The 25,468-nt window shown below is 27.0% G+C and carries 23 protein-coding genes, 1 pseudogene and 1 other annotated feature; of the genes and pseudogenes, 17 read left to right on the forward strand and 7 right to left on the reverse strand.

Translation table 11 applies throughout. From position 1 onward, the window contains the following. Window positions 1–109 precede the first annotated feature (109 nt). Window positions 110–1,276 (reverse strand): iron-containing alcohol dehydrogenase, encoded by a 1,167-nt coding sequence (locus A500_RS06075; RefSeq protein WP_016206711.1) that lies wholly within the window; start codon window positions 1,274–1,276, stop codon window positions 110–112. Window positions 1,277–1,357: 81 nt separating this feature from the next. Further along, entirely contained in the window at window positions 1,358–2,734 is a 1,377-nt protein-coding gene (locus A500_RS06080) for an aldehyde dehydrogenase (RefSeq protein ID WP_016206712.1), read from the reverse strand. Window positions 2,735–3,142: 408 nt separating this feature from the next. On the opposite strand from A500_RS06080, the gene A500_RS06085 reads away from it, so the two are divergent. The 3 genes from A500_RS06085 (at window position 3,143) to A500_RS06095 (ending at window position 5,196) form a co-directional block, all read left to right on the forward strand. Next, window positions 3,143–3,415, forward strand: a complete 273-nt coding sequence (locus A500_RS06085) for a metal-sensitive transcriptional regulator (protein ID WP_016206713.1) — start codon at window positions 3,143–3,145, stop codon at window positions 3,413–3,415. 65 nt (window positions 3,416–3,480) lie between these two features. After that, window positions 3,481–3,745, forward strand: a binding site (T-box leader). Window positions 3,746–3,842: 97 nt separating this feature from the next. Next, on the forward strand, window positions 3,843–4,856 hold the full coding sequence (gene asnA / locus A500_RS06090) for an aspartate--ammonia ligase (protein WP_016206714.1): 1,014 nt from the start codon (window positions 3,843–3,845) through the stop codon (window positions 4,854–4,856). 151 nt (window positions 4,857–5,007) lie between these two features. Then, entirely contained in the window at window positions 5,008–5,196 is a 189-nt protein-coding gene (locus A500_RS06095; protein WP_016206715.1) for a ferredoxin, read from the forward strand. Between the two features lie 32 nt (window positions 5,197–5,228). Here A500_RS06095 and A500_RS06100 read toward each other — a convergent pair whose 3' ends face one another. Together A500_RS06100 and A500_RS06105 are read right to left on the reverse strand one after the other, a co-directional pair. Then, window positions 5,229–5,705, reverse strand: a complete 477-nt coding sequence (locus A500_RS06100; RefSeq protein WP_016206716.1) for a threonine/serine exporter family protein — start codon at window positions 5,703–5,705, stop codon at window positions 5,229–5,231. Between the two features lies 1 nt (window position 5,706). Continuing rightward, window positions 5,707–6,471, reverse strand: coding sequence for a threonine/serine exporter family protein (locus A500_RS06105; RefSeq protein WP_016206717.1), 765 nt, complete (start codon window positions 6,469–6,471; stop codon window positions 5,707–5,709). A gap of 228 nt (window positions 6,472–6,699) precedes the next feature. On the opposite strand from A500_RS06105, the gene glyA reads away from it, so the two are divergent. The 3 genes from glyA to A500_RS06120 all read left to right on the forward strand — a co-directional run bounded on the left by glyA (window position 6,700) and on the right by A500_RS06120 (window position 9,992). Then, a complete protein-coding gene (gene glyA / locus A500_RS06110) occupies window positions 6,700–7,935 on the forward strand; it encodes a serine hydroxymethyltransferase (RefSeq protein WP_016206718.1) in 1,236 nt (411 codons plus the stop codon). A gap of 232 nt (window positions 7,936–8,167) precedes the next feature. Next, window positions 8,168–8,923, forward strand: a complete 756-nt coding sequence (locus A500_RS06115; protein WP_016206719.1) for an exodeoxyribonuclease III — start codon at window positions 8,168–8,170, stop codon at window positions 8,921–8,923. A 109-nt stretch (window positions 8,924–9,032) separates the two neighbouring features. Continuing rightward, complete coding sequence (locus A500_RS06120) at window positions 9,033–9,992, forward strand: RsmB/NOP family class I SAM-dependent RNA methyltransferase (protein ID WP_016206720.1); 960 nt, start codon at window positions 9,033–9,035, stop codon at window positions 9,990–9,992. Between the two features lie 83 nt (window positions 9,993–10,075). On the opposite strand, the gene A500_RS06125 is transcribed toward A500_RS06120, so the two are convergent. After that, window positions 10,076–11,221, reverse strand: coding sequence for an amidase domain-containing protein (locus A500_RS06125; RefSeq protein WP_016206721.1), 1,146 nt, complete (start codon window positions 11,219–11,221; stop codon window positions 10,076–10,078). Window positions 11,222–11,373: 152 nt separating this feature from the next. On the opposite strand from A500_RS06125, the gene A500_RS06130 reads away from it, so the two are divergent. From A500_RS06130 to A500_RS06160, 8 genes are all read left to right on the forward strand, one after another. Further along, window positions 11,374–12,333 carry a metallophosphoesterase gene (locus A500_RS06130; RefSeq protein ID WP_016206722.1) on the forward strand — a complete coding sequence of 320 codons (960 nt, stop codon included), beginning with the start codon at window positions 11,374–11,376 and terminating at the stop codon, window positions 12,331–12,333. A 13-nt stretch (window positions 12,334–12,346) separates the two neighbouring features. Next, complete coding sequence (locus A500_RS06135; RefSeq protein ID WP_016206723.1) at window positions 12,347–13,279, forward strand: dipeptidase; 933 nt, start codon at window positions 12,347–12,349, stop codon at window positions 13,277–13,279. 24 nt (window positions 13,280–13,303) lie between these two features. Continuing rightward, window positions 13,304–14,047, forward strand: a complete 744-nt coding sequence (gene ymfI / locus A500_RS06140; RefSeq protein WP_016206724.1) for an elongation factor P 5-aminopentanone reductase — start codon at window positions 13,304–13,306, stop codon at window positions 14,045–14,047. Window positions 14,048–14,190: 143 nt separating this feature from the next. Beyond that, window positions 14,191–16,386 carry a DNA topoisomerase III gene (locus A500_RS06145; RefSeq protein WP_016206725.1) on the forward strand — a complete coding sequence of 732 codons (2,196 nt, stop codon included), beginning with the start codon at window positions 14,191–14,193 and terminating at the stop codon, window positions 16,384–16,386. Between the two features lie 150 nt (window positions 16,387–16,536). Then, on the forward strand, window positions 16,537–18,597 hold the full coding sequence (locus A500_RS06150; protein ID WP_016206726.1) for an SPFH domain-containing protein: 2,061 nt from the start codon (window positions 16,537–16,539) through the stop codon (window positions 18,595–18,597). 183 nt (window positions 18,598–18,780) lie between these two features. Beyond that, window positions 18,781–18,918, forward strand: a complete 138-nt coding sequence (locus tag A500_RS20335; RefSeq protein WP_156174298.1) for a hypothetical protein — start codon at window positions 18,781–18,783, stop codon at window positions 18,916–18,918. Between the two features lie 217 nt (window positions 18,919–19,135). Beyond that, window positions 19,136–19,771 carry a hypothetical protein gene (locus A500_RS06155; RefSeq protein WP_016206727.1) on the forward strand — a complete coding sequence of 212 codons (636 nt, stop codon included), beginning with the start codon at window positions 19,136–19,138 and terminating at the stop codon, window positions 19,769–19,771. Continuing rightward, window positions 19,764–20,087, forward strand: coding sequence for a hypothetical protein (locus tag A500_RS06160; RefSeq protein WP_016206728.1), 324 nt, complete (start codon window positions 19,764–19,766; stop codon window positions 20,085–20,087). The genes A500_RS06155 and A500_RS06160 overlap by 8 nt, the downstream gene beginning before the upstream one ends. A gap of 27 nt (window positions 20,088–20,114) precedes the next feature. Here A500_RS06160 and A500_RS06165 read toward each other — a convergent pair. Then, a pseudogene (locus A500_RS06165) lies at window positions 20,115–21,556 on the reverse strand (sensor histidine kinase). A 52-nt stretch (window positions 21,557–21,608) separates the two neighbouring features. Next, a complete protein-coding gene (locus A500_RS06170) occupies window positions 21,609–22,271 on the reverse strand; it encodes a response regulator transcription factor (RefSeq protein ID WP_040436596.1) in 663 nt (220 codons plus the stop codon). A gap of 183 nt (window positions 22,272–22,454) precedes the next feature. Here A500_RS06170 and A500_RS06175 point away from each other — a divergent pair, with 183 nt between their 5' ends. Genes A500_RS06175 through A500_RS06185 form a run of 3 tightly spaced genes read left to right on the forward strand, consistent with a single transcriptional unit; the run spans window position 22,455 to window position 25,436 of the window. After that, window positions 22,455–23,693, forward strand: coding sequence for a M16 family metallopeptidase (locus A500_RS06175; protein ID WP_016206730.1), 1,239 nt, complete (start codon window positions 22,455–22,457; stop codon window positions 23,691–23,693). 16 nt (window positions 23,694–23,709) lie between these two features. Continuing rightward, a complete protein-coding gene (gene recX, locus A500_RS06180) occupies window positions 23,710–24,348 on the forward strand; it encodes a recombination regulator RecX (protein ID WP_016206731.1) in 639 nt (212 codons plus the stop codon). A gap of 17 nt (window positions 24,349–24,365) precedes the next feature. Further along, window positions 24,366–25,436 carry a transglutaminase-like domain-containing protein gene (locus tag A500_RS06185; RefSeq protein ID WP_016206732.1) on the forward strand — a complete coding sequence of 357 codons (1,071 nt, stop codon included), beginning with the start codon at window positions 24,366–24,368 and terminating at the stop codon, window positions 25,434–25,436. Window positions 25,437–25,468: the final 32 nt, after the last annotated feature.

Genomic DNA, 25,468 nt, shown 5'->3' on the forward strand with positions numbered 1-25,468 from the left:
AAATATTGGTAATAGAAGCAATAATTAGGAATAATGTAATTTAAATTTATAATTATTATATTTTGTGAAATAAGATGATAAAGAGTAACAAAAGTACTTTATAATTTTTTTAAAGTGCTAATTTTAATATTTCTAATGCTTCTTTTGCTCTTATTTGCACAAAATTTCCAACATGATCTGTGTGAGCAACTAGCTTATTAGACATTTCTTCTAAATTAGAATCATCAATATCCACATGACTTAAACGAGTTGGTAGTTCTATAGCTGTAAAGAAATCTTCTAAAGCTTTGATTCCTTTTAAAGCTGTTTCTTCAAGGTTATTTAAATTTATATCTATATCGAATACTCTATTTGCAAATTGAGCAAATCTATTAATATCATGTTTATAAACAAATTTCATCCAAGCAGGGAATATAATAGCTAATCCAGCTCCATGAGCAATATCGTATACACCACTAAGTTCATGTTCAATATCATGACTAGCCCAATCTCCAAGTCTACCCATATCTAAAGATCCATTATGAGCAACCATACCTGATAGCATAATCTCTGCTCTAGCATTATAATCATTAGGATTTATGTTAAGTCTCAATGCATTATCTATTATTGCTTTCATTGTTCCTTCACACAACCTATCTGTTAAATCTACATTAGGCTCATTTGTAAAATATCTTTCAAGTATATGAGCAAACATATCAGCAATTCCACAAGAAGTTTGATATTTAGGTAAAGTATAAGTAAGTTCAGGATTCATTATTGAAAACACAGGTCTTAAAGTTGGATGTCCTGTACTTCTTTTATATAATCCATCTTCGTTAGTTATAACACAGCCAGAACTTGTTTCACTACCAGCAGCAGGAATTGTTAAAATAGTTGCAAGTTGTATACATTTATGATTAATAGGTGTATCTATAAATAAATCCCAAACATCTCCGTTATAATTAACTCCAGCAGCAATAGCTTTAGAAGAATCTATAACACTCCCGCCACCTACAGCTAGAATAAAGTCAATATTATTATCTCTACAAATTTTAATTCCCTCACGAACTAGGGAAACTCTAGGATTTGGTTTAACTCCTGAAAGTTCAACAAATTCTATATTTGAATCTTTTAAAGATTTAATAACTTTATCATACAATCCAGTTTTCTTTATACTTCCTCCACCATAATGAAGTAAAATTTTATTTGTATATTTCTTTATTAAAGTCCCAACTTGTGATTCAGAATCTTTTCCAAAGATAATCTCAGTCCCATTTTTAAAATTAAAGTTTCTCATAAAGGCCCTCCTTATATTTTATAATATAAATATATAATACTTCAATAATAGAAGTATTTCAATAAATAGAAAATAGAGTTATTATTTCATAATCTTTTTTAATAAGTTTATTTTATTATTATATGGTGCAAATCTAAGAGGAAACTCTGCAAAAGTACCACGTTTAATAACAGATTTCTTATGTGTAAATATATCAAAACTAGCTTTACCATGATATGATCCCATACCACTTGAGCCAACACCGCCAAAAGGCAAATATGAAGAAGCAACATGTATTATAGTATCATTTATTGTAACTCCACCAGAAGTTGTTAAATTTAGAATTCTTTCTATAGAAGAAGAATTTTCAGAAAAGTAATATAAAGCAAGGGGTTTATCTTTTTTTGTAACATAAGAAATAACTTCATCTAAATTTGAGTATTCTAAAATTGGAAGAATAGGTCCGAAGATTTCTTCTTCCATAATCAAACTATTTTGTTTGATATTTATCAAAAGTGTTGGATCTAAATATAAATCATTTTCATCTGAATTTCCACCAAAGTAGATATCTCCATCTTTTAAATAATTTTTTAATCTTGAAAAAGACTGAAGATTAACTATTCTAGGAAAATCAGGACTTGATTTTAAATTATTTCCAAATTGAATAAGTATTTCTTTCTTTAACTCTTCCAATAATTTATCTTTAATATCTTTTTGAACAAATATATAGTCTGGAGCAACACAAGTTTGACCAGCATTTAAAAATTTTCCCCAAACAATTCTTTTAGCAGCTAGAGTTAACTTAGCAGAATTATCTATTATACAAGGGCTTTTTCCACCAAGCTCTAAAGTTAGAGGAATAAGGTTTTTTGATGCTTTTTCCATAACTATTTTTCCTACTTTTACACTTCCAGTAAAGAATATATAATCAAAATTTAAATTTAATAAATAAGAAACAACATCTTTTCCACCTAAAGGATTAACAACTTTTATAAAATTTTCATTAAAATTTTCATTAATTATCTTTTCAAGTAATAATGCTGTGTTTTTAGTATTTTCAGAAGGTTTTATAATTGCACAATTCCCAGCAGATATCGCCCCAATCAAAGGGGAGATAACTAATTGAAAAGGATAATTAAAAGGACCAATTATTAATACAACTCCATAAGGATCTTTATATACATAACTTTTAGAAGGAAAATTAATTATAGAGTTTTTAACTTTTTCTGTCTTTGACCATTTTCTTAAATTTTTAATATGAAGATTTAATTCGCTATAAATTATTCCTATTTCTGTAGCAAATCCTTCAAAATTAGATTTTCTTAAATCTTTATATAAAGCATCTAATATTTTATCTTCATTTTCTTTTATAACTTTTTTCAGCTTTTTTAAATTATTTATTCGGAAATTTATATCCTTTGTTTTAGCTGAATAAAAAAGCTCTTTTTGGTTATTAAATGTATCTAAAATATCTTTCATAATATTCCTCCAGTATAATTGAATTACTAACTAACATAAATAGTATATATAAGTTGCAATAAATGTTTTACACTTAACTAAAGTATCTTTTAAATTAATAGCATTTAAGCAAAGGTATTATTTCAGCAACTTATATAAAAATAAAAAATATATATGTTTTCAATTTTGCTATTTTACTTAAATAAGTCTATTAACTTTTAATTTTATTAAGACTATAATGATGCAGATTATTAATTAAAAAATATATATTATCAGCACATAAATTTTTTATGGTTAATTTTATTATAACACTACAAAAGAAAAGTAAGAGATTTTAAAATAAAATTGAATAAGTATATATAAATATTAAAATAAATGATAAAATATAAATATACCCTATAGAGGTATAGTAACATGGAGGATTAAGATATGGAAGAAGAAAATGAAAAGTTAAGAAAAGATATAATAAATAGACTAAAAAGAATTGAAGGGCAAGTAAAAGGAATACAAGGAATGATGGAAAAAAACGTATGTTGTCCTGATATTTTAGTTCAAATATCAGCTATTAGATCAGCTATAAATAGAGTTGGTGGATTAACAATAGAATATTATGCAAATAATTGCTTAGGAGTTGAAGAAGGGTCATCAGAGCAAGAGACTTTGAAACAGCTTATAAAGACGATAAATACCTTTGTAAAGTAAAAAATTAAAAATATTACTTTACAAAATATCTATAAAGTGATAATATTTTCTCATAAATAATTGAACTAGAGGCTATGAAGAGAAGAAGTAGATTTAACATATCTTTTCAGAGAGTTCTACACTTGCTGTAAGTAGAATAAGAAAGTTAATTTGAATAACATCTCTGAGCCGTACTCCGAAAGATAACAACTAGTAGGCAGTAACCGGGTTGCGCCCGTTATAGTGCTAGAGTATCTAAGTATTTTATTTACTTATGTACTTGAAGAGTCTATTATTGTGAGATAATAGAGAATTAAGGTGGCAACGTGAAGTATAGCTTTCATCCTTTTATATATTTATATAGGGATGAGAGCTTTTTTTATGCAATAAAATTGTTAAAATAGTGGAGATTTAATTATTTAATATTATTAAAAAGGGGAGCTTAAAAATGAAAGTAGAAGGAATAATTATACCAGAAGGTTACAAAAGTAACACAACATTAATAGAAACAGAGGTTCATATAAAAAGAATCAAAGATTTTTTTGAGAAAGCATTAGCAGAAAGCTTAAATTTAACAAGAGTCTCAGCACCGCTATTTGTAGAAGGAGAAAGTGGAGTAAATGACAGTTTAAATGGTATAGAAAGACCTGTTAAATTTGATATTTTAGCAACAGGAAAAGATGTAGAAATAGTTCATTCACTAGCTAAATGGAAAAGATTAGCTCTTCACAGATATGGATTTAAAGTATCAGAAGGACTATATACTGATATGAATGCTATAAGAAGAGACGAAGAATTAGATAATCTTCATTCTGTTTATGTAGATCAGTGGGATTGGGAAAAAGTCATAGATAAAAGTGATAGGACTGAAGAAAAATTAAAGGATATAGTAAGAAATATTTATAAAGTATTCAAGGAAACTGAGAAATATGTTCACAAAAATTTAGTATCGGGAGAGGAGAAATTACCGGAAGATATATTCTTCATAACCTCTCAAGAATTAGAAGATATGTACCCAAAATATACTTCTAAAGAAAGAGAAGATGCAATATGTAAGGAGTATAAAGCAGTATTTATAATGAAAATTGGAGGATTACTTAAATCAGGAGAAAAACATGATGGAAGAAGCCCCGATTATGATGATTGGAGTTTAAATGGGGATATATTATTCTGGTATCCTCTTTTAGATAGAGCAATAGAATTATCATCCATGGGTATAAGAGTAGATGAAAAAGCACTTGATTATCAGCTTAAAGTTTCAGGAAATGATTATAGAAGAAAATTAGACTTTCATAGAATGTTATTAAATGGAGAGTTACCATATACAGTAGGTGGAGGAATAGGACAGTCTAGAATTTGTATGTATTTTTTAAATAAAGCTCATATAGGAGAAGTTCAAGCAACAGTTTGGGATGAAAAGAACTTAAAAATATGTAGAGAATATAATATAAACTTACTATAACAAAGAATAATAAATATTAAATGCAAATAATTATCTCCTAATAATATTGACAAATAAAAATTTAAATATATAATTATATTATATATTGTAAAGACACATTAAATTTTATTGAATATAAAGTTTAAATGTAAAATAATTAGGAGGAAATTATATGAAAGCCTTTGTGGATGAAAATACATGTATATCTTGTGGACTTTGTGAAGGAGTCTGTCCGGAAATATTTTCTTTAGAAACAGGAGTTTCAGTTGCTAAAGAAGGTATTATTGAAAATGAATTAGAAGATGCTACAAGAGAAGCTTGTGAAGGTTGCCCAGTAAGTGCAATTTCAATAGAAGAATAATATTTAAAGCCATACACACAATGTGTATGGCTTTATTTTGCAAATTTTCTTTTTGCACGTTTTTCTAGTTCTTTAAATTCTTTCTTCTTTCTAGCAGACATTAAAAGTCTAGTAACTGTTGATACAAATATAACCCCGAGGGAAAGAGAACCAGCATTAGCAAGAGTATTAAGTCCAAGTTCAAGAGATTTTATTATATTACCATTTATTGCTTCGTACATTGTATAGTACATGCCTCCCCCAGGAACTAATGGAATTAATGCACATATTATTAAGGTGGTAACAGGAGTTTTTAATATTCTCGCGAGAATTTCAGAATATATACTAAAAATAATGGATGAAATAAAAAATGACGAAGTAGTAGTTAAACCTAAATTTTCACAAAATATACTTATGTACCAACTTAATCCTCCACCTAAAGCAGCATAAAATAATTTTTTGCCTTTTATATTGAATAGTATTCCAAATCCAAGGGTTGAAAAAAATGCAAATAGTGATTGTACCATCATACTATAGCCCTCCAAAAGTAGAAATCCAAAAGCTGAGTACTGCACCAGTACCTATAGCAATTGATATAGCTACTAAAAATGCCTCGGCAGCTCTTGTAAGACCAGCCAATAAATCGCCTGATATAGTATCTCTAATTGCATTAGTTATAGCAAGCCCAGGAACTAACAACATTATTGAACCAATTATGGTTTTATCTATATCATTTATAAGTCCTATATTTAAGAAAAGTATAGCAATTATAGCAGTAATTCCAGCCAGAATACTATTAATGAAAAATTGATTTATCTCTAGGTTAGAAAATTTTATAGATAGTGATTTTATAATAAGGCCAATAAAAAAGGCAGCAATAGCTTCTCTTAATTTTCCACCAAAGAGGAATACAAAGCAAAAAGCACCCAAGGCAGAAATTAATATAGCAGTTTTATTACTGTATCTTTCTCCATTATTAATGATTTGAAGTTGAGATTTAAGTTCAGATACTGAAAGTCCCTTACTTATAATATTTCTAGATAAGTCATTTACTTTATCGACTTTATCTAAATCTATAGTTCTAGTCGAAACTCTTCTTATTAAAGAATAAGTCTTACCATCACTACACACAGAAACCATAATACCTGTTGTAGTAACAAAGCTTTCAGCTTCTTCTATACCATAGATTTTGCAAATTCTCCAAATAATTTCTTCAGCCCTATAAGTTTCACCGCCACATTCAAGCATAATTTTGCCGGCAAAAGTAGCAACATGAAGTATTTCATTCATATCCATAACTAAATCTCCTTAAATCTAAAGTTATTTAAAATATAAGTATTATAACATAAATATATTAATTATAGTATATACTACTTTACAGAATTAATAATATACTACTCCTAACTAAATTTATTAATTGAGAATTTCATTGATTTACAAAAAAATAAGAATAATTTATAAATATTAATTGATTATTGTATAAAATATATTTATAATTTATTAAAAAGGATTTGGGGTGAAAATATGAATTTTGAAAATATTTCAAAAGAAGATAAAGTAATTTATAATTTAATCGAAAAAGAATTAAAAAGACAACAGGATGGAATAGAATTAATTGCATCAGAAAATTTTGCTTCAAAAGCAGTTATGGAAGCTATGGGATCATTCCTTACTAATAAATATGCCGAAGGATATCCAAACAAAAGATATTATGGTGGTTGCCATGTAGTAGATGAAATTGAAGCTATAGCTATAGAAAGAGCTAAAGAGCTATTTGGTGCAGAACATGCAAATGTTCAACCTCATTCAGGTTCACAAGCAAATATGGCAGTATATTTAGCAGTTCTTGAGCATGGTGATACTGTTCTAGGTATGAATTTAAGTCATGGAGGCCATTTAACACATGGTTCACCAGTGAATTTCTCAGGAAAGTTATTCAATTTTGTTTCTTATGGAGTAGATGCTGAAAGTGAAACTATTGATTATGATATAGTTAGAGAAATGGCTATTAAAAATAAGCCAAAGCTTATAGTTGCAGGAGCAAGCGCCTATGCAAGAACAATAGATTTTAAGGCTTTTAAAGAAATATGTGATGAAGTTGGGGCATTATTTATGGTTGATATGGCTCATATTGCAGGACTTGTTGCAGCAGGAGAGCATCCATCACCAGTTCCATATGCTGATTTTGTAACATCAACAACACATAAGACTTTAAGAGGACCAAGAGGTGGCTTGATTCTTTGTAAAGAAAAATATGCAAAGCAATTAGATAAGACTATATTCCCAGGAATACAAGGAGGACCACTTATACATACTATAGCAGCAAAAGCAGTATGTTTTAAAGAAGCATTAGATCCAAGTTATAAAGATTATATAAAAAATGTAATTAATAATTGTAATGTATTATCCAATGAGTTAATAAACTATGGTTTTAAGATTGTTTCAGGAGGAACAGACAATCACTTAATACTTGTAGATTTAACAAATAAGGAAGTTACAGGAAAAGATGCTGAAATACTTTTAGATAGTATTGGAATTACAGTAAATAAAAATACTGTACCTAATGAAACTAAAAGTCCATTTATAACATCTGGAATAAGAATAGGTACACCAGCAGTTACAACAAGGGGATTTAATGAAGAAGATATGAAGGAAGTAGCATCTATTATTAATGATGCAATTTCTGAAAAAGATCCTAATTTAGATTTGCTAAGAAGCAGAGTAAAATCTTTGTGTGAAAAGCATCCTCTATATAATTAATGTAGTATTACATAGATAAAATATCTAGTAAAAAATAGGTGTTAGAAAATTATAATATAATAGAAATGTACAAAAGTTTATTTTATTGTATATTTCTATTATTTTTATATAAACTGAAATAATATATGAACTATTTAAATTATCAAAGAGCACTAATATATTTATACACAGAATTATATTAAATAAAGAAGTGTTATAATATAGATATATTAAGAAAAGGAGAACTATATCAATGAAACTTATATCATGGAATGTTAATGGAATAAGAGCTTGTGTTACAAAAGGCTTTTTAGAATATTTTAATGAGATGGATGCAGATATTTTTTGTATTCAAGAAAGTAAATTACAAGAAGGACAAATAAATTTAGAATTAGAAGGATACTATCAATATTGGAATTATGCCGAAAAGAAGGGATATTCGGGTACAGCTATTTTTACAAAAGAAAAACCATTAAATGTAACTTATGGTTTAGGAATAGAGGAACATGATAAAGAAGGAAGAGTTATAACATTAGAATTTGAAAATTTCTATATGATAACAGTTTACACTCCAAATTCAAAAAATGAACTTGCAAGATTAGATTATAGAATGGTTTGGGAAGATGCATTTAAGGAGTATTTAAAGGTATTAGATGAAAAGAAACCAGTCATAGTTTGTGGAGATTTAAATGTTGCTCATAAAGAAATAGATTTAAAGAATCCAAAAACTAATTTAAGGAATGCAGGATTTACAGAAGAAGAAAGAAGTAAATTTACTGAATTACTAAATTCAGGATTTGTAGATACATTTAGATATTTTTATCCTGATGAAGTAGGAGCATATTCATGGTGGTCATATAGATTTAATGCAAGAGCTAAAAATGCAGGATGGAGAATTGACTATTTCTTAGTATCAGACTCAATTAAAGATAAGTTAGAAGATGCTAAAATTCACTCAGAGGTCTTAGGCTCAGATCATTGTCCAGTTGAACTTAAAATTAATATTTAAAAAAAGGAAGTTGTCATTATGGCAGCTTCTATTTTTATATTAATTAAAAGCATAAATTAGATTATTGAAAAGTAAATATATATTATAGCTAAACTATAGGGGTGATGTAGTGTCAATTAAGGAAGTTAAAAATAGCTTACCAAACGAACTTATAGAAATTTTAGAAAATATATATACAGCTGGTCAACTAGATCTAATTTATAAAAGTTTTTATAGAGGAAGAAATACAACATTTAGAATTAATACTTTAAAAGGAAATATAAAAGAGGTGATGGATGAGTTTAATAAAAATAGAATTAAAGCTGTAAACCATCCACTTCTAAAGAATGCATTTATAGTTAAGGGGGTTAAGGAGAGCAGTTTAAGAAGATTAGATGTTTATAAAAATGGGGAAATATATCTACAAAACTTATCTTCAATGTTGCCTCCCTTATTTTTAGATTTAAAAGAAGAATTAATTGTATTAGATATGTGTGCAGCTCCAGGAGGAAAGAGTCTTTATATGGCAGACTTGATCAACAACAAAGCGACTATTTTAGCTAATGATGTTAATGAAATAAGACGAGAAAGATTAAATTATAATATAGAAAAACAAGGAGCAAATTCTATTATTGTTTTAGGTGCAGATGGATGTAGCATAGGAAAAAGGTTAAATAAGTATTTCGATAGAATTTTATTAGATGTACCTTGTTCAGGAGAAGGTACTATTCATTTAAAAAATAATAAAGCATATAAAATATGGAATGAAAAAAAAGTTGCTTTATGCTCAAAACTACAAAAAAGATTATTTGACAGTGCGTATCATGCATTAAAGCCAGGAGGAATTATGGTATATTCTACATGTACATTAAATCCTTTTGAAAATGAAGAAGTATTAGATTATGCGTTAAATAAATATCAAGATTTAAAATTAGAAAAAATAAATTTACAACTATCTAATGTTATTAGTGGTATAAAACAGTATAAAGAAAGAATGTATAATCCAGAAGTAACAAAAGCAATAAGAATAATTCCAAATGAAAATATGGAAGGATTCTTTATAGCAAAAATAATTAAAAGAAAAGAATAAAAAATACAGCCATATAAATAAGTATAGTAAATCTTTTTATATGGCTAATTTTTAAAGTTTAAAATAATATATAATTTTGAGTTTTAATAGTGCACATGAATTAAATGGAATCTTATATTATCGTTGCTCCAACCTAAATCATAAGGAACTAGAAGTCTATCAGTATTATGACAAGTAACTAATGGATATCCTTTTGAATCAAATCCAGTAACAGTTGATATATGGGTTATTCTTCCCTTTTTCTCATAAGCTACAAAATCTCCTGGTTTCATATTAAAAGCAGCTTTATAAGTTTGTTGGTAAGTACCTTTAGCTATATAAGATGCTCTACCACTTCCAACCATGTAATTTTTAAAACCTTGCGCATTTAACCAGGCTTTTGTGCCTTCTTTTCCAGAGTAATTCCATAATTGATTCTTTTTAAAACCGCCACCTTCATGTAAAATTTGAGAGGCAAAATTTGCACAGTCTCCACCATCTGGATTATGATTTTTATATTTTGAATTATATTTAAAAATAAAATTATCATCTTCAGATATTCCGCAATAGGTATGTGCATATTCTATTGCTTTTAATTGTCTTTCATTTGGAATAAATTCAGGGGGTTGATGTTCTAATATATACTTACTGATTTCTTCAGATTTTATATTTTTAATATCTAAAGAATCTGCAAAAGGATCTGTGTACCATTCTTTTGTAATAATATACTTATCATTTTCTTTTTTCAAATTAAGATAATGATTTGTTCCAAGTCTAAAATGATTAATAATATCAGGAGAATCTATATAATAATAATTGAAATCTGTTGCTACATCACAAATAACACCATAAAGCCCAGGTTCTTTTTCTGCAACTTTCCTTATTCTAACTATAGATTTTAAATCCCTAAATTTTACAGCTTGTTTTTCAGACCAATTAATTAAATATTGAGTCTTTTTTGCTTCACTTTCGTATGCCCATAAACTTACTTTTATATTTAGATCATAAAAACCTTTCAATAAATCACAATCACCAGAAACTATAGCATCATTTCTTTGAGAAAATAAATTTTCAAGTAAATCTTTAAATTCCTTCTTCATTTCTTCTGATAAAGAAGATTCATTATTTAAAAAGTTTAAAGTTTCTTTATCTTCATAAAATTCCTCAGCAAAGGAGATAGAAAAGGGTAGTATATTAAAAACATATATAACAATTAAAACTAAGATAATAAATTTATGTTTAAATTTCACAAATTTCGCCTCTTTTCTTTAAAATATATAAGTAGTTTGTACAAAAATAGTTAAATTTATATATAACATTTCATCATTTTATGTGGATGTTTTTAGCAAAAAAGTAACATAAATCATATAATAAAATGTTATAAATTATTAGGGAGAAATTAATGAAAAGGTTAGATTATCTTTATGATAATTCTATGGAGATTAAATTTGATGAAGGTACTAACATAGTTTTTATCTCAGATGTTCATAGAGGTGACGGAACATTTTATGACTCTATGCTTCCAAATATAAATATTTATAAAACTGCTTTATCTTATTATTATAGAAGAGAGTTTATTTATGTAGAAGTAGGAGATGGAGATGAGCTTTGGAAAAATAGAAATTATGATAATATTTCATATTGCTATAATGATATATTCAAATTGTTTAATAAATTTAAAGAAGAAAATAGAATTTATATGATTTATGGAAATCATGATATAATAAAAAACAGAGAAAGTTTTTATCATATACAATACAGAGCTTTAAGAAAAATAGGAACAGAGTATGGCAAAAATTTTTTGGATTTTATCAAAGATATAGAATTCTATGAAGGAATAAATTTTAAATTTACACCAGTTAATGAAAAGTTTTTAGTTACTCATGGTCATCAAGTAGATTTAATAAATTCAGATTACTGGCTATTATCAAGATTTTTAGTGCGATATGTATGGAAATTTTTAAATGGTCTTGCAGGCTTTAAAGATCCTATAAGTCCTGCTAAGAATAATAAGAAAGGAAGTAAGGTAGACAGAAAACTTGAAAAATGGTCTGAAATTAATGGTAAGATGCTAATTTGTGGACATACTCATAATAGTAGAATGCCTGCTAAATTTGATCCTCCATATTTTAATGATGGGTGTTGTATTCTACCTTATGCCATGACCGCAATAGAAATTGAAAGTGGAAGTATATCGCTTGTGAAATGGAGTGTTGAATCCCAAGAATCAGGAGTACTTTGGGTAAGAAGGAAGGTTATAGTTGGACCAAATAGTATAAAAGATTATCTATTATTTGCGCGAGATAAAAGAATAAGAATTATAGAAGAATCTAAAAAACAAAAAATTAAACAAAAAAAGTAAAGGGGATTTTCTAATGAATTCAATAGATTTACATTGTGATACAGCAAGCAGGTTATTATATGAAAATTTAAAACTTAAGGAAAGTATTTGTAAAGTTGATATAAAGAAATTAAAAGAATCAAAAGCATTAGCACAAGTTTTTGCACACTTTATAGAATTAAATATAGTAGATAACCCATATTTAGAATTTAAAAAAATGAATGATGTTTTAATGAAGGAATTAAAAGAAAATTATAATGATATTGAAATAGCAACAAATTTAAAAGAATTAGAAGAAGTTAATAATAAAGGTAAAATCGGAGCTTTTTTATCAATAGAAGAAGGGGAAGTATTAGAAGGAAAAATAGAAAGAGTAAAAGAAGTCTATGATATGGGAATAAGATTTATAACATTAACTTGGAATTTCCCAAATAGTATAGGATATCCAAATGTAGGATATAGATATAAGAATAATGGATTAACAGATAAGGGAAAAGAAATAGTAAGTGAAATGGAAAACCTTAAAATAATACCAGATTGCTCTCATTTATCAGATAGAGGTTTTTATGATTTAGTTGATATATGTAAAAAGCCTTTTATTGCAACACACTCTAATGCTAGAGAAATAACTAATCATTCAAGAAATTTAACTGATGATATGATAGTTAAATTAGCTAATAAAGGTGGAGTTATGGGATTAAATTTTTGTGCACCATTTTTAGGAAATGAAAGAATTCCTACAATTCAATCTATGATAGCACATATTAAACATATAAAAAATATTGGAGGAATAGATGTACTTGCATTAGGAACAGATTTTGATGGTATAGAAAATGAAGTGGAAATTAGAAATATTGGAGAAATAGAGAAGCTTAGAGATGCTCTAATAAAAGAAAAATTTATAAGTTCAGAAATTGATAAGATATTCTTTAAAAATGTAAAAAGAGTAGTAAAAGAATGCTTATAATATAAATGAAATTAGGAGAAAAGTATGGAAAACTTACAAGGAAAAATAGCTTTAGTTACAGGTGCATCACGTGGTATTGGAAAAGCTATAGCAATTGAATTAGCGAAAGAAGGAGCTTCTGTAATTATAAATTATTCTAAAGATGATGATGGAGCAGAAACTACATTAGCAGAAATAATTGCATTAGGTGGTTATGCTAAGTTATACAAGGGAAATATATCAGATTATAATACCTGTAAGAAAATGATAGACTATGTTATAGAATACTTTGGAAAAATAGATATACTAATAAATAACGCAGGAATATCTACTATAGGATTATTTATGGATTCCTCAAAAGAAGATATAGATAATGTTATGGGAGTAAATATTCGTGGAGCTATGTATTTAAGTAAACATGCACTTCCACATATGATATCTAAAGGTACTGGAAATATAATTAATATTTCTTCTATATGGGGTGATGTTGGTGCTTCTTGTGAAGTAATATACTCTACTTCAAAAGGAGGAATAAACTTATTCACTAAATCCCTTGCAAAAGAAGTTGCGCCAATGGGAGTAAGAGTTAATGCAGTTGCTCCAGGTGTAATTAATACAGAAATGAATTCATTTTTATGTGAAGATGAAAAGAATGAGTTAAAAGAAGAAATACCAATGGGGAGATTTGGAGAAGCCACTGAAATTGGGAAATTAGTAGCATTTTTATGCAACGATAGCTGTAGTTACTTAACAGGACAAATTATAAAAGTCGATGGAGGAATGATATAAATTGTTAAACAATTTATTCAGTTGTTTATTTAAAGAAGGTTTACAGAATATTATAAATTAGATATAGTTTAATTAGTTAAAATAATATATGTAGTTTAAGAGATAAGAAGTGGATATCTCTTAAAAGAGAAAGGATTTAAAATATGGGAAAAGTATTAGTACTAGCAGAAAAGCCTTCTGTTGGTAGAGATATAGCAAAGGTTTTAAAATGTAATCAAAATAAAGGAGCATATATTGAAGGAAATAAATATATTATAACTTGGGCGTTAGGACATTTAGTTGGTCTACAAGATCCAGAAGGATATGATGAAAAATATAAAACTTGGAGCATGGAAACTCTTCCAATGCTACCTAAGTATATGAAACTAACAGTTTTAAAAAAGACATCTAAACAATTTTATGAAGTAAAAAAGCTTTTAAATAGAAGTGATATTGAAGAAATAGTAATAGCTACTGATGCTGGTAGAGAAGGAGAACTTGTAGCAAGATGGATTATAGAAAAGTCAGGTGTTAAGAAACCTATAAAAAGGCTTTGGATATCATCTCAAACTGATAAAGCAATTTTAGATGGTTTTAAAAATTTAAAACCTGGAAGTCAGTACGAAAATTTATATAAAGCAGCAGTATGTAGAGCAGAAGCAGATTGGATAGTTGGACTTAACGCAACAAGAGCACTAACATGTAAATATAATGCACAGCTTTCAGCAGGGAGAGTACAATCTCCAACTTTAGCTATGATAGTAAATAGAGAAGATGAAATAAAGAATTTTAGACCAAAAGACTTTTATACTATATCTGCAAAAGCAAATGGAATAGTACTTCAATGGATTAATAATGATAATAATACAAGAATTTTTAATGAAGAATGTGCAAATAAGATTTTAAATAATTCAAAAGGACATGATGCTAAAATAACATCAATAACAGAAATTCCTAAAAAGAAATTTTCTCCAGCTTTATATGATTTAACAGAGCTTCAAAGAGATGCCAATAAAATATGGGGATATTCAGCAAAGCAAACTTTATCAATAATGCAGAGGCTTTATGAAAATCATAAGATCTTAACATATCCAAGAACTGATTCAAGATATATATCTACAGATGTTGTTTCAACCATTCCAGATAGGTTGAAGGCAATATCTATTGGTGAATACAGAATGGCAGCTTCTGAAATACTAAAAGGTAAAATAAGTGGAAATAAGAGCTTTGTAGATAATAGCAAGGTTAGTGATCACCATGCAATTATACCTACTGAACAAAAGCCAAACTTAAGCAATTTAAGTTCAGAAGAAAAACATATATATGATCTTGTAGTTAAAAGATTTTTAAGCATTTTAATGCCACCATTTGAATATATCCAAACAAATATAAAGGCTGATATAAATGGAGAAAGTTTTATTGCAAAGGGGCAGGTTATAAAATCAAAAGGATGGAAATCTTTGTATGATAAAGAAATAATAGATGATAGTTCAAATGAAGATGATTTAAAGAACCAAGTACTTCCAGAGCTTAACAAGGGAGATTTATTAAAGATAAATTCAGTGGATTTAAATAAAGGCCAAACCAAGCCGCCAGCAAGATTTAATGAGGGAACACTTTTATCAGCTATGGAAAATCCTCAAAAGTATGTAAATGTAAATAAGGAAGCAGCGAAGACATTAAATGAAACAGGTGGACTTGGAACAGTTGCTACAAGAGCAGATATAATTGAAAAATTATTTAATTCCTTTGTTATTGAGAAAAAGGGAAAAGAAATAGTTCCAACTTCTAAAGGAAGGCAATTAATAGATTTAGTACCTAATGAACTTAAATCTCCATTATTAACTGCGAAGTGGGAAAGTAGACTTGATGGAATTAGTAAGGGAAAAGATAATCCAGATGCTTTTATTAAAGAAATGAGAAATTATGCAATAGCCTTAGTAGAAGCTGTTAAAACTGATAATAGCAAATTTGTTCACGATAATAAAACAGGCAAAAAATGTCCTAATTGCGGAAAATATCTTTTAGAAGTAAAAGGTAAAAATGGAGTTATGAATGTATGCCAAGATAGAGAATGTGGATATAGAGAAAGTGTAAGTAGAACTACTAATGCTAGATGCCCAGAATGTAAGAAAAAGTTAGAAGTTAGAGGTCAAGGAGACGGAAAGATATATGTTTGTACAGGTGCAAACTGTAACTTTAGGGAAAAGGCTTCACAATTTGAAAAGAGATTTGATAAAAAGGGCAAAGTAGATAAAAGAGAAGTAAATAATATGATGAAGAAAATGAAAAAAGAGGCAGAGGACTTTAATAATAATCCTTTTGCAGATCTTTTAGGAAAGATGAATTTAAAAAACTAATGTAATAAATAGATAGTAAAAGAAATATACAGAAATGTTTATTTCTTTTGCTTTTTTTCGAAGAAAATACAAGCTTTTTTGTCCAAAATGAATATCTATTTATTAACCAATATTTGGTATAATTACATTATTAAATATTGGAGGTGCAGTATGAATGAAATGATTTTACTTGGAATTAAAGTAGTATCTATAGTCCTTGGAGTAATAATATTATTATGGATTATAGGATTTAGAATAATTCCAAATGATAAGGTAGGGATTATTGAAAAATGGTGGTCTACTAAAGGGTCTTTGAATGAACAAATAATTGCATTGAAGGGTGAAGCAGGATATCAACCTGCATTACTAAGAGGAGGAATTCATTTTAGAACACCATTTATTTATAAAGTTCATATAGTTCCTCTAGTTACAATACCCCAAGGGAAAATTGCCTATGTTTTTGCAAGAGATGGAAAACCTTTAGAAGCAACACAAACTTTAGGAAAAGTAGTCAGAGAGGGAAATAACTTTCAAGATGTAAGAAGCTTCTTAGAAAATGGAGGACAAAAAGGTCCACAAAGGGGAATAATAAGAGAAGGTACCTATGCATTTAATCTTGCGCAATTTGTAATTATTACAGAAAATAAAACTTATTATTTAAAGATGGGAAATAAACATGAGCTAGATACTATTTTAACTATGTCTAGATTAATTTCTGAAAGAAGAGGATTTGAGCCTATCATAATTGAGGGTAATAGTGATTTAGTAGGAATAGTGACAGTACATGATGGACAATCATTAGGATCAGAAAATATAATATGTCCTATAGTTGGAGATAATCATAACGATGAAAATTATCATAATAATTTTCAAAATATTGATGCATTTTTAAAAGCTGGTGGATATAGGGGTAGGCAATATCAAGTTTTAGCTGATGGTACTTACTTTATAAATAGATTATTTGCAACAGTAGAATATATTCCTAAAATTATTATCCCAGTTGGATTTGTAGGGGTTGTAGTTTCATATACAGGATCAAAGGGAGAAGATTTCTCAGGAACTGACTACAAGCATGGGGAATTAGTTAAAAAGGGTTATAGAGGAGTTTGGAATGAAGCCTTAATGCCAGGTAAATATGCATTTAACACTTATGCAGGTAATATAATTAAAGTTCCAACCACTAATGTAATATTGAAATGGATTAGTAATCAAAATGGTAGTCATAAATATGATGAAAATCTTAAAGAAGTAAATTTAATTACTAAAGATGCTTTTGAACCAACATTACCACTATCAGTAGTATTTCATATAGATTATAGAAAAGCACCTCTTGTAATTCAAAGATTCGGAGATATAAAGATGCTAGTGGATCAAACATTAGATCCTATGGTATCTGCATATTTTAAGAATATAGGACAAACTAAAACATTAATAGAATTAATACAACAAAGAAACGAAATTCAAGCACAAAGTTCATTAGAAATGAAAGGAAAGTTCGACCACTACAATTTAGAACTAGAAGAAGTATTAATAGGAACTCCTGGAAGCTCTAAGGCAGATACAAATATTGAAACAATATTAACTCAGTTAAGAAGTAGACAAATTGCAAAGGAACAGCTTGAAACTTATGAAACTCAACAAAAAGCAGCAGAAAAAGAAAAGGAACTTAGAGAAGCAGAAGCTATTGCAAAACAACAAACTACTTTAACAGAATCAGATATTAATATTAGAATTCAAGAAAATCAAGGTAAAGCAGAGCTTATGAAGGCTAAGCAAGATGCTGAAAAAATACAAAATCTTTCTGAAGCAGAAGCTTATAAGGTTAAAAAGCAATCTGAAGCAGAAGCCTTTAAGATAAAAATAACAGCAGAAGCTGATGCTGATAAGGAAGCAAGAGTAGGTATATCAAAGGCTATAGCTGCAAGGGAACAAGTAAATGCTTATGGCGGACCACAATATAAAGTTATAAATGATGTTATGACTTCCTTTACAAATGCAATTAAGGAAGGCAAGATTGATATAGTTCCAAGAACCCTTATAAATACAGGAGCTGAAGGAGAAGGCAAGGGAGCAAATGCATTTGAATCTTTAGTTATGTTATTATTAAGTGAAAAATTAACTGAAATAGGAGAAAATAAAACTATTGAGGAGTCAGAAGAAATATTAAAAATAAAAGAAGAAATAATGGATAATTTAAGAGAAAAGAAGCCTATAGAATCAGAAGGAAATTAGTAAAAGAAAGATAGATTATATTTTTATATAGTCTATTTTTATATAATAATTTTAGAATATTTATATAAACTATGAATATAAATGTATAGTCTAAAAATTTCTATCAAAAAGTTAAAATTATTTTTAGAAGAATAAGAGAAATAATATGTGGTAAGAATTAGTATTATAAGGAGGGTGAAGAAGATGGAGATAAATAAATCAGAATGTACATGTGATAAATGTGGGTATAATTTTGAGGGGTTAAAGAGTGAATGTTTAATTATTTGTCCTCAGTGCAAGAAAATAAAAAAGATACAAGATTTTAATTTAATTGAAGGTTAAATTTTTAAGTAGTAGGAATTTTAAATTTCTACTATTTTTTATAATAATAATATATTTAGAAGCATATTATTACTATATAAGTTGCAAGAAATATTTTACACTTAACTAATTATATTTGAAATTTATAGTATTTAAATAAAGTCAGTATCTATAAGCTTATCTATAAGCATGACATAACTATTAAAGAGTAGATATTTAGATAGTGGGGTGAGGGATTATGGGTGAAGAAATGAAAAATAATAATTATTTAAGAGAAGACTATTTTATATATAAAGGCACAAAATTATTTTTACAAGATTATAAGGATAAATTTATAGACTATAATTTAGAAGGAAATACAAATGAAAATTTAATTATAAGAAGATTTTTAGAATCAAAAAAATATGAAATTAAGTTTATAAACAGGAAAAGAAATGAACTAAAAAGCAAAATATGTAATACAGAAAATACAATTAAAAATTTGGAAAATAGCTTTGTAGAATTAGATAAAGAAAGAGAAGCAAGATTAGTTTCAATTCTAAAGGAAAGGAATAAAAACACTGACTTTGAAAGCTTAGAGGATATTGAAGAAGCAGTTAGTGAAATTAAAAAAATAAAAGATTATGAACTTAAAAAACTTAAAAAATTAAAAAAACAAATTAAGGATTTTGATGAATCTTCTAAAGAAGAAGAAAAGTTAATTAGCACATTGTTGAATTATATAAAAAAAGAATTTTTAGAAGAAAAAGATTATATAGTTAAATTAATAAACTCTGGAACTTTAAAAGATGTAGAGTTGATTTTAAATTATGAATATCTTTCAATTATTATTGATGGAATGTTAAATATAGAGGAGGAGATATTAGGTGGATAATTATTTAAGAGAAGATATTATAAAAGATAATATAAAGGAAAAACTTAAATGTCTATATAAGGATATAGTAATTGATGATATAAGAGAAGAGGTTGAGAAAAGCAAAAAAGAAGTTTTACAAAATATAAGTGAAATTGGAGAAAATAAAAAATTAAATAAAGAAGTTTTAAACAAACTTGACCAAATATTAATTATGGTAGATATGCTAGAAAGTAAAGAAGAAAAAGGAATTAGCACAATTTCTACTAATAGTAAAATTGTACTGATATCAAATATTATTTTATCAATATTATTAATTATAAGTTTTTTTATGTAATAAAAACTGGCTGTCGTATAGACAGCCTTATATCATTTCTAAGTCATCAGCTTTTTTCAAAGTAAATTCAAATTTAACACCATCAATTGTATTTGTTAGCGAATATGAACTTTCATGAAGATTTAGAATTCTTTTTACTATTGCGAGTCCTAGGCCATTACTTTCTTTAGAAGTATTTCTTGCTTTATCAATTCTATAAAATTTAGTATATAAATTTTGTATTTCATTCTCAGGGATATAAGCACCTTTATTTTCTATGGAAATATTCACAATATTATTATTTGTACTAACTTCTATTATAACTTTTTCTTTACTTGGAGTATATTTGAGAGCATTACTAATAAGATTAGTAAGGACTTGTTCTAATTGAAATATATCTCCAATAACATAGCAGTACTCTAATTCAGATATTAAATTTAATTCTATATCTTTAGAAGAAAATTCTAAAGAAAAACTTTTAATAAGCTTTCTAATTAGTCGAAGTATATTAAACTTTTCTATAACTAATTCTATGTTTCCAGATTCAAGTTTTGAAATTTCCAACATATTAGTTACTAATCTGTTCATTTTATGTGATTCATCTATAATAGTATTAATATAAATTAATGCATCCTCACCAGTGGCAATTCCATCTTTAAGACCTTCTGCATATCCTTCTATTATACCAATAGGAGTTTTTAAGTCATGTGAAACACTAGCAACGAAATCTTTTCTCATTTCTTCTAGCTTACGTTCTTTTTCAATGTCTTCTTCTAACTTTTTATTTTTTTGTTTTAAGTCATCTAATGCGTTTTTTAATGTAGATGATAGAAAATTCAATGTTATGGCAAGATTTCCAATTTCATCATCAGACCTGACTTCACATTTAGCTGTAAAATCCATTGAAGACATCTTTTTAGCAACCTTATTTATATTTACCAGTGGTTTAGAAATTAAATTTGCATAAACAGAGGAGAGTAAGATCGCAATTAAACTAATTCCTAAAAAGAGATATTCATAGAATTCTTTAATAACACCAGCAGCTTCATTAATAGGTTGCATAGATGAAACTGTTACAATAATAGAATCATTTTTAGAATTTAATGACATTGGTGATAAAATACCAATTTTTTTGAGTTACTTGATTTATTCTCAAAAACGTTAGCTTGTGGTTTACCAGAAGTCAAAACTTCATTAATAAGAGCTTTATCATTAATAATTTCAGCACAAAATGCTGTTAGAACCTGAAAATCATCTGTACTTTTATCGTAATTCGGTAGAACTTTAAATTTACCATCTAATGAAAAAATAGCAACCTTAGAGTCATTTTCTTGCTCGAATCTATATAATGCATCAGTTAAAAGATTTTCGTTAGTATAAGAGTTTAATGTGCTAAACTTATTAGCATCTTTTATCATATCTTTTACTTTTCTACTTAAATAGAAATCTTCAAAAAACAAAATTTGAAATAACATACTAAAAATTAACATGCTAAAAATTAAACCGAAGGTTATTAAAAATAATTTTTTTGATATACTAAATTTATTTTTTTGCTTCAAATCTATAACCACTTCCTCTAACCGTAACTATGCAACTAGATTTATCACCAAGCTTTTCCCTAAGCCTTTTAATATTCGTATCTACTGTTCTTAAATCTCCATAATAATCTAATCCCCATACATTATCTAGTATAGTATCTCTAGATAGTGCTATTCCTTCATTATCAGATAGATAAGATAGAAGTTCAAATTCTTTAGGAGAAAGATTAATAATTTCTTTATTTACCTTTACTTCATGAGATAACTTATTTATAGTTAAGCCATCATATTCTTTTGAACTAGAAAAACTTTCTTCAGAAGTTCTCTTAAGTAAAGCTTTTACTTTAGCTATCAATACTTTAGGGGAAAAAGGTTTAGTTATATAATCATCTGCTCCCATTTCATAGCCAAACAATTTATCTTCTTCTTGTCCTTTAGCGGTTAATAGTATGACAGGTATAGTTGAAGCTTTTCTTATCATCTCTAAAACTGTGATTCCATCTACTTTAGGCATCATAATGTCTAATATAACTAAATCTACTTTAGTGCTTATAAAATAATTAAGTCCTTCATCACCATCAGATGCTTCTATAATATTAAATCCTTCTTTTAAAAAGTAATCTCTCAGAAGAAATCTAATACGAGTTTCATCTTCAATTAATAGTATATTTTTTTCATAAAAGCCCCCCTATTCTAAATGCTTTATTTTAATTATAAATGTCAATATTAATATGGTAAAGATTAATTATGTAGATTATTAAGTAAAACATATATATAATTATGTTATTATATTTAATTTTAAGTCAAAAAATAATTTTTAATAAAAAAGTATAAAGAATGGGTGGAATATATGTTCAAATTGAATTTTAATGTTGAAAGACATATTTTAGATAATGGATTAGAAGTTATAACAATAAAAAAAGATACCAAAATAACATCTATAAATATTGGAATAAAAGTTGGTTCTCTATATGAAAATATAAATGAAAAAGGAATATCTCACTTTATAGAACATATGTTATTTAAAGGAACAAAAAATAGAAGTTATGAAACTTTAAATGATGAATTAGAATTTTTAGGGGGAGAATATAACGCTTATACAGATTATACATCAACGGTTTATACAATTAGTTGTTTAGACGAAGAACTTAAAAATGCTATAGATATCTTAGGAGATATGATTATAAATCCTAAATTTGATAAGGAAGAATTGGAAAAGGAAAGAGGCGTAATTCTTGCAGAGATGAGGACTAGTAAGGATGATATCGAAGATTTAAGTTTTAAAAGAATTAATGAAGTAGCATTTAAAGATAGTCCTTTAAAATATGATGTTGCAGGACTTGAAGGTAATATAAAAAAATATACAAGGGATGATTTAATTAGTTTTTATAATAGATATTATATACCTAATAATGCATTGGTGACAGTAGTATCACCATATGATCATGATGAAGCATTAAATGAAGTGAAAAATAAATTTGCTAAGTGGGAAAAGGGTGAAAAACAAGAAAAAAATATTATTGAAGAAAAGAATATTTGTAAATCTATAACAACTACAAAGTCTAATATAGAGCAAAATACAATAGTTTATTTATATACATTTTATAATTTGGATAGAAATTTAGAACTTCCACTTAGAATTTTAAATCATAGATTAGGAGAAAGTTCAAATTCTCTTTTATTTAGGGAAGTAAGAGAAAAAAGAGGACTTGCATATGATATTTATACAAGTATAGATATGACAAATAATGTTAAGACTTTATATATCTATACTGCAGTTGGAGAAGAAGATGTGAAAGCAGCTATAAAATCAATAGATGAAACAATATCTGGTGTTAAAAATGGAGCTTTAGAAATTGGAGAAAGAGATTTAGATCTTATGAAAAAAGTTCATAAAACAGCAGTTATATCAACTTTAGAAGATCCTTCAGAACTATGTAATTATATGCTTCACCAAGGGTTAGATAATGAAAATCTATATGAATTTGTTTCAGATATGGAAAAGCTTCATAGTTTGGATGTAAATAAAATTCAACAAGTAGCAAGAGAAGTTTTAAACAATCCAACTATTCACATATTAAAATCTTAAAATTATGGAGAAAATCATGAATATTATTACTAAAATAGAAGTACAAAAGAAAAATAAAGAAAGAGTAAATATATATATTGATAACGAGTATTCATTTTCATTAAGTGCTGAATTAGTTTATAAAGAAAATTTAAAAATAAATGAGAAAGTTGATATAGAAAAAATAACCTTTATTTCTAAGGAAGATAATTATATAAAATGCAAGAATGCTGCCCTTAGAATCATAGAGAGATCTTATAAAAGTGAAAAAGAACTTAAGGATAAGCTTTTATTAAAAGGATATGATAATTTAACTATTGATAAAACTGTAGACTTTTTAAGGGAATATAATTTGTTAAATGATATAAGTTATGTAAAAATGTATGTAAAAGATAAGAGTAAATTACAAGGCAAGAAGAAGATAAAGTATGATTTAATAAAAAAAGGGATTAGCGATAATCTTATAGAAAAAGAAATTTCCAACATAGATGAAGAAAATGAAAAAGAAATAGCATATAATATGGTATTGAAAAAATACAATATACTATCGAAGCGAGAAACTGATAAATATAAATTATCTCAAAAGCTATATAGGTTTTTATTATCAAAAGGATATGATCATGATGTAGTTTCAAATGTTGTAAAGAGAGTAATGAATACAGAAGAAATATATTAATAAAAGGAGAGACATTAATGATTACATATTTGCCATATATTTTATGTGCTTTATTAATGCTTTTTTCAATAAAAGGCAGTTTACAAGGTTCATTAGAAGAAGAAACTGCTGAGTATTCTTTAAAGAGGTTACTTTATTATTTTTCTATTTTCATAACATTTTTAATAATGATTATTAATTTAGAAGATATATATTTAGCTATATTGAAGTTTGCAAATAATTATTCAACAGATACTTTAATTAGTAGTAATTTATTTAAAGCATTAATGCTTGCAGTAGTTTTTCTATTTATACAAACAATAATTTATTTTGTTTTAAAATGCCTAAATAATCCTTTAACAAGAACTTATAAAGGTTTATTAAATAAAGGGAAAATAAGAATAGTATTATTTTCATCACTTTTTGGATTTTTAAAAGGATTAGTTATTATTTTAATTATGTTTATGGGAATTGTGACTTATAATACAACCTTTGGAAGAGGTATGAAAATTAACCTATTTAATGATATAAAAGGATATGGAACATTAGAACGTATAATATCAATAAACAAACCTGTAATATCTTATAATGATTTTAAGGAGTATATTCCAGCAAATTCAAATGTAATAGTGTATTATAATGGTGTAACTTTAGAAGAGGGGATAATGTCATCAAATGAAATTGATCAAAAAGCAATTGAAATAGTTGGAAATAGCAAAAGTGATAGAGAAAAGGCAAAAAAATTATATTCATGGATTGGATCAAATATAAAATATGATTTTTCAAAGGCTAAAAAAGCATTAGGCCCAGAGGGGGTAAGCAATAGTGGAGCAATAGAAGCATGGAATACAAGAAGTGGAATTTGCTTTGATTATTCTTGTCTTTATGTTGCTATGGCAAAATCAGTAGGATTGGGAACACGAATAGTTACAGGAGATGCTTTCGATGGTGAAAATTATGGTCCACATGCATGGAATCAAGTGTATCTTAAAGAAGAAGCAATTTGGATTAACGTAGATCCAACATTTTATTTAGCAGGAGATTACTTTGATAATGAAGATTTTTATGAAGACCATTTAAATCCACAAATAGCAGGAGAATGGAATTGATTAATTAATAATTAACAATGCGTAATAGTTTT

The organism is Clostridium sartagoforme AAU1 (assembly GCF_000401215.1).
GTDB lineage: Bacteria > Bacillota > Clostridia > Clostridiales > Clostridiaceae > Clostridium > Clostridium sartagoforme.

What these genes read in the sequence shown, in the direction of transcription:
- A500_RS06075 (WP_016206711.1), bottom strand. Translation starts at nt 1,276, where the DNA reads ATGAGAAACTTTAATTTTAAAAATGGGACTGAGATTATCTTTGGAAAA.
- A500_RS06080 (WP_016206712.1), bottom strand. Translation starts at nt 2,734, where the DNA reads ATGAAAGATATTTTAGATACATTTAATAACCAAAAAGAGCTTTTTTAT.
- A500_RS06085 (WP_016206713.1), top strand. Translation starts at nt 3,143, where the DNA reads ATGGAAGAAGAAAATGAAAAGTTAAGAAAAGATATAATAAATAGACTA.
- asnA (WP_016206714.1), top strand. Translation starts at nt 3,843, where the DNA reads ATGAAAGTAGAAGGAATAATTATACCAGAAGGTTACAAAAGTAACACA.
- A500_RS06095 (WP_016206715.1), top strand. Translation starts at nt 5,008, where the DNA reads ATGAAAGCCTTTGTGGATGAAAATACATGTATATCTTGTGGACTTTGT.
- A500_RS06100 (WP_016206716.1), bottom strand. Translation starts at nt 5,705, where the DNA reads ATGATGGTACAATCACTATTTGCATTTTTTTCAACCCTTGGATTTGGA.
- A500_RS06105 (WP_016206717.1), bottom strand. Translation starts at nt 6,471, where the DNA reads ATGGATATGAATGAAATACTTCATGTTGCTACTTTTGCCGGCAAAATT.
- glyA (WP_016206718.1), top strand. Translation starts at nt 6,700, where the DNA reads ATGAATTTTGAAAATATTTCAAAAGAAGATAAAGTAATTTATAATTTA.
- A500_RS06115 (WP_016206719.1), top strand. Translation starts at nt 8,168, where the DNA reads ATGAAACTTATATCATGGAATGTTAATGGAATAAGAGCTTGTGTTACA.
- A500_RS06130 (WP_016206722.1), top strand. Translation starts at nt 11,374, where the DNA reads ATGAAAAGGTTAGATTATCTTTATGATAATTCTATGGAGATTAAATTT.
- A500_RS06135 (WP_016206723.1), top strand. Translation starts at nt 12,347, where the DNA reads ATGAATTCAATAGATTTACATTGTGATACAGCAAGCAGGTTATTATAT.
- ymfI (WP_016206724.1), top strand. Translation starts at nt 13,304, where the DNA reads ATGGAAAACTTACAAGGAAAAATAGCTTTAGTTACAGGTGCATCACGT.
- A500_RS06145 (WP_016206725.1), top strand. Translation starts at nt 14,191, where the DNA reads ATGGGAAAAGTATTAGTACTAGCAGAAAAGCCTTCTGTTGGTAGAGAT.
- A500_RS06150 (WP_016206726.1), top strand. Translation starts at nt 16,537, where the DNA reads ATGAATGAAATGATTTTACTTGGAATTAAAGTAGTATCTATAGTCCTT.
- A500_RS20335 (WP_156174298.1), top strand. Translation starts at nt 18,781, where the DNA reads ATGGAGATAAATAAATCAGAATGTACATGTGATAAATGTGGGTATAAT.
- A500_RS06155 (WP_016206727.1), top strand. Translation starts at nt 19,136, where the DNA reads ATGGGTGAAGAAATGAAAAATAATAATTATTTAAGAGAAGACTATTTT.
- A500_RS06175 (WP_016206730.1), top strand. Translation starts at nt 22,455, where the DNA reads ATGTTCAAATTGAATTTTAATGTTGAAAGACATATTTTAGATAATGGA.
- recX (WP_016206731.1), top strand. Translation starts at nt 23,710, where the DNA reads ATGAATATTATTACTAAAATAGAAGTACAAAAGAAAAATAAAGAAAGA.
- A500_RS06185 (WP_016206732.1), top strand. Translation starts at nt 24,366, where the DNA reads ATGATTACATATTTGCCATATATTTTATGTGCTTTATTAATGCTTTTT.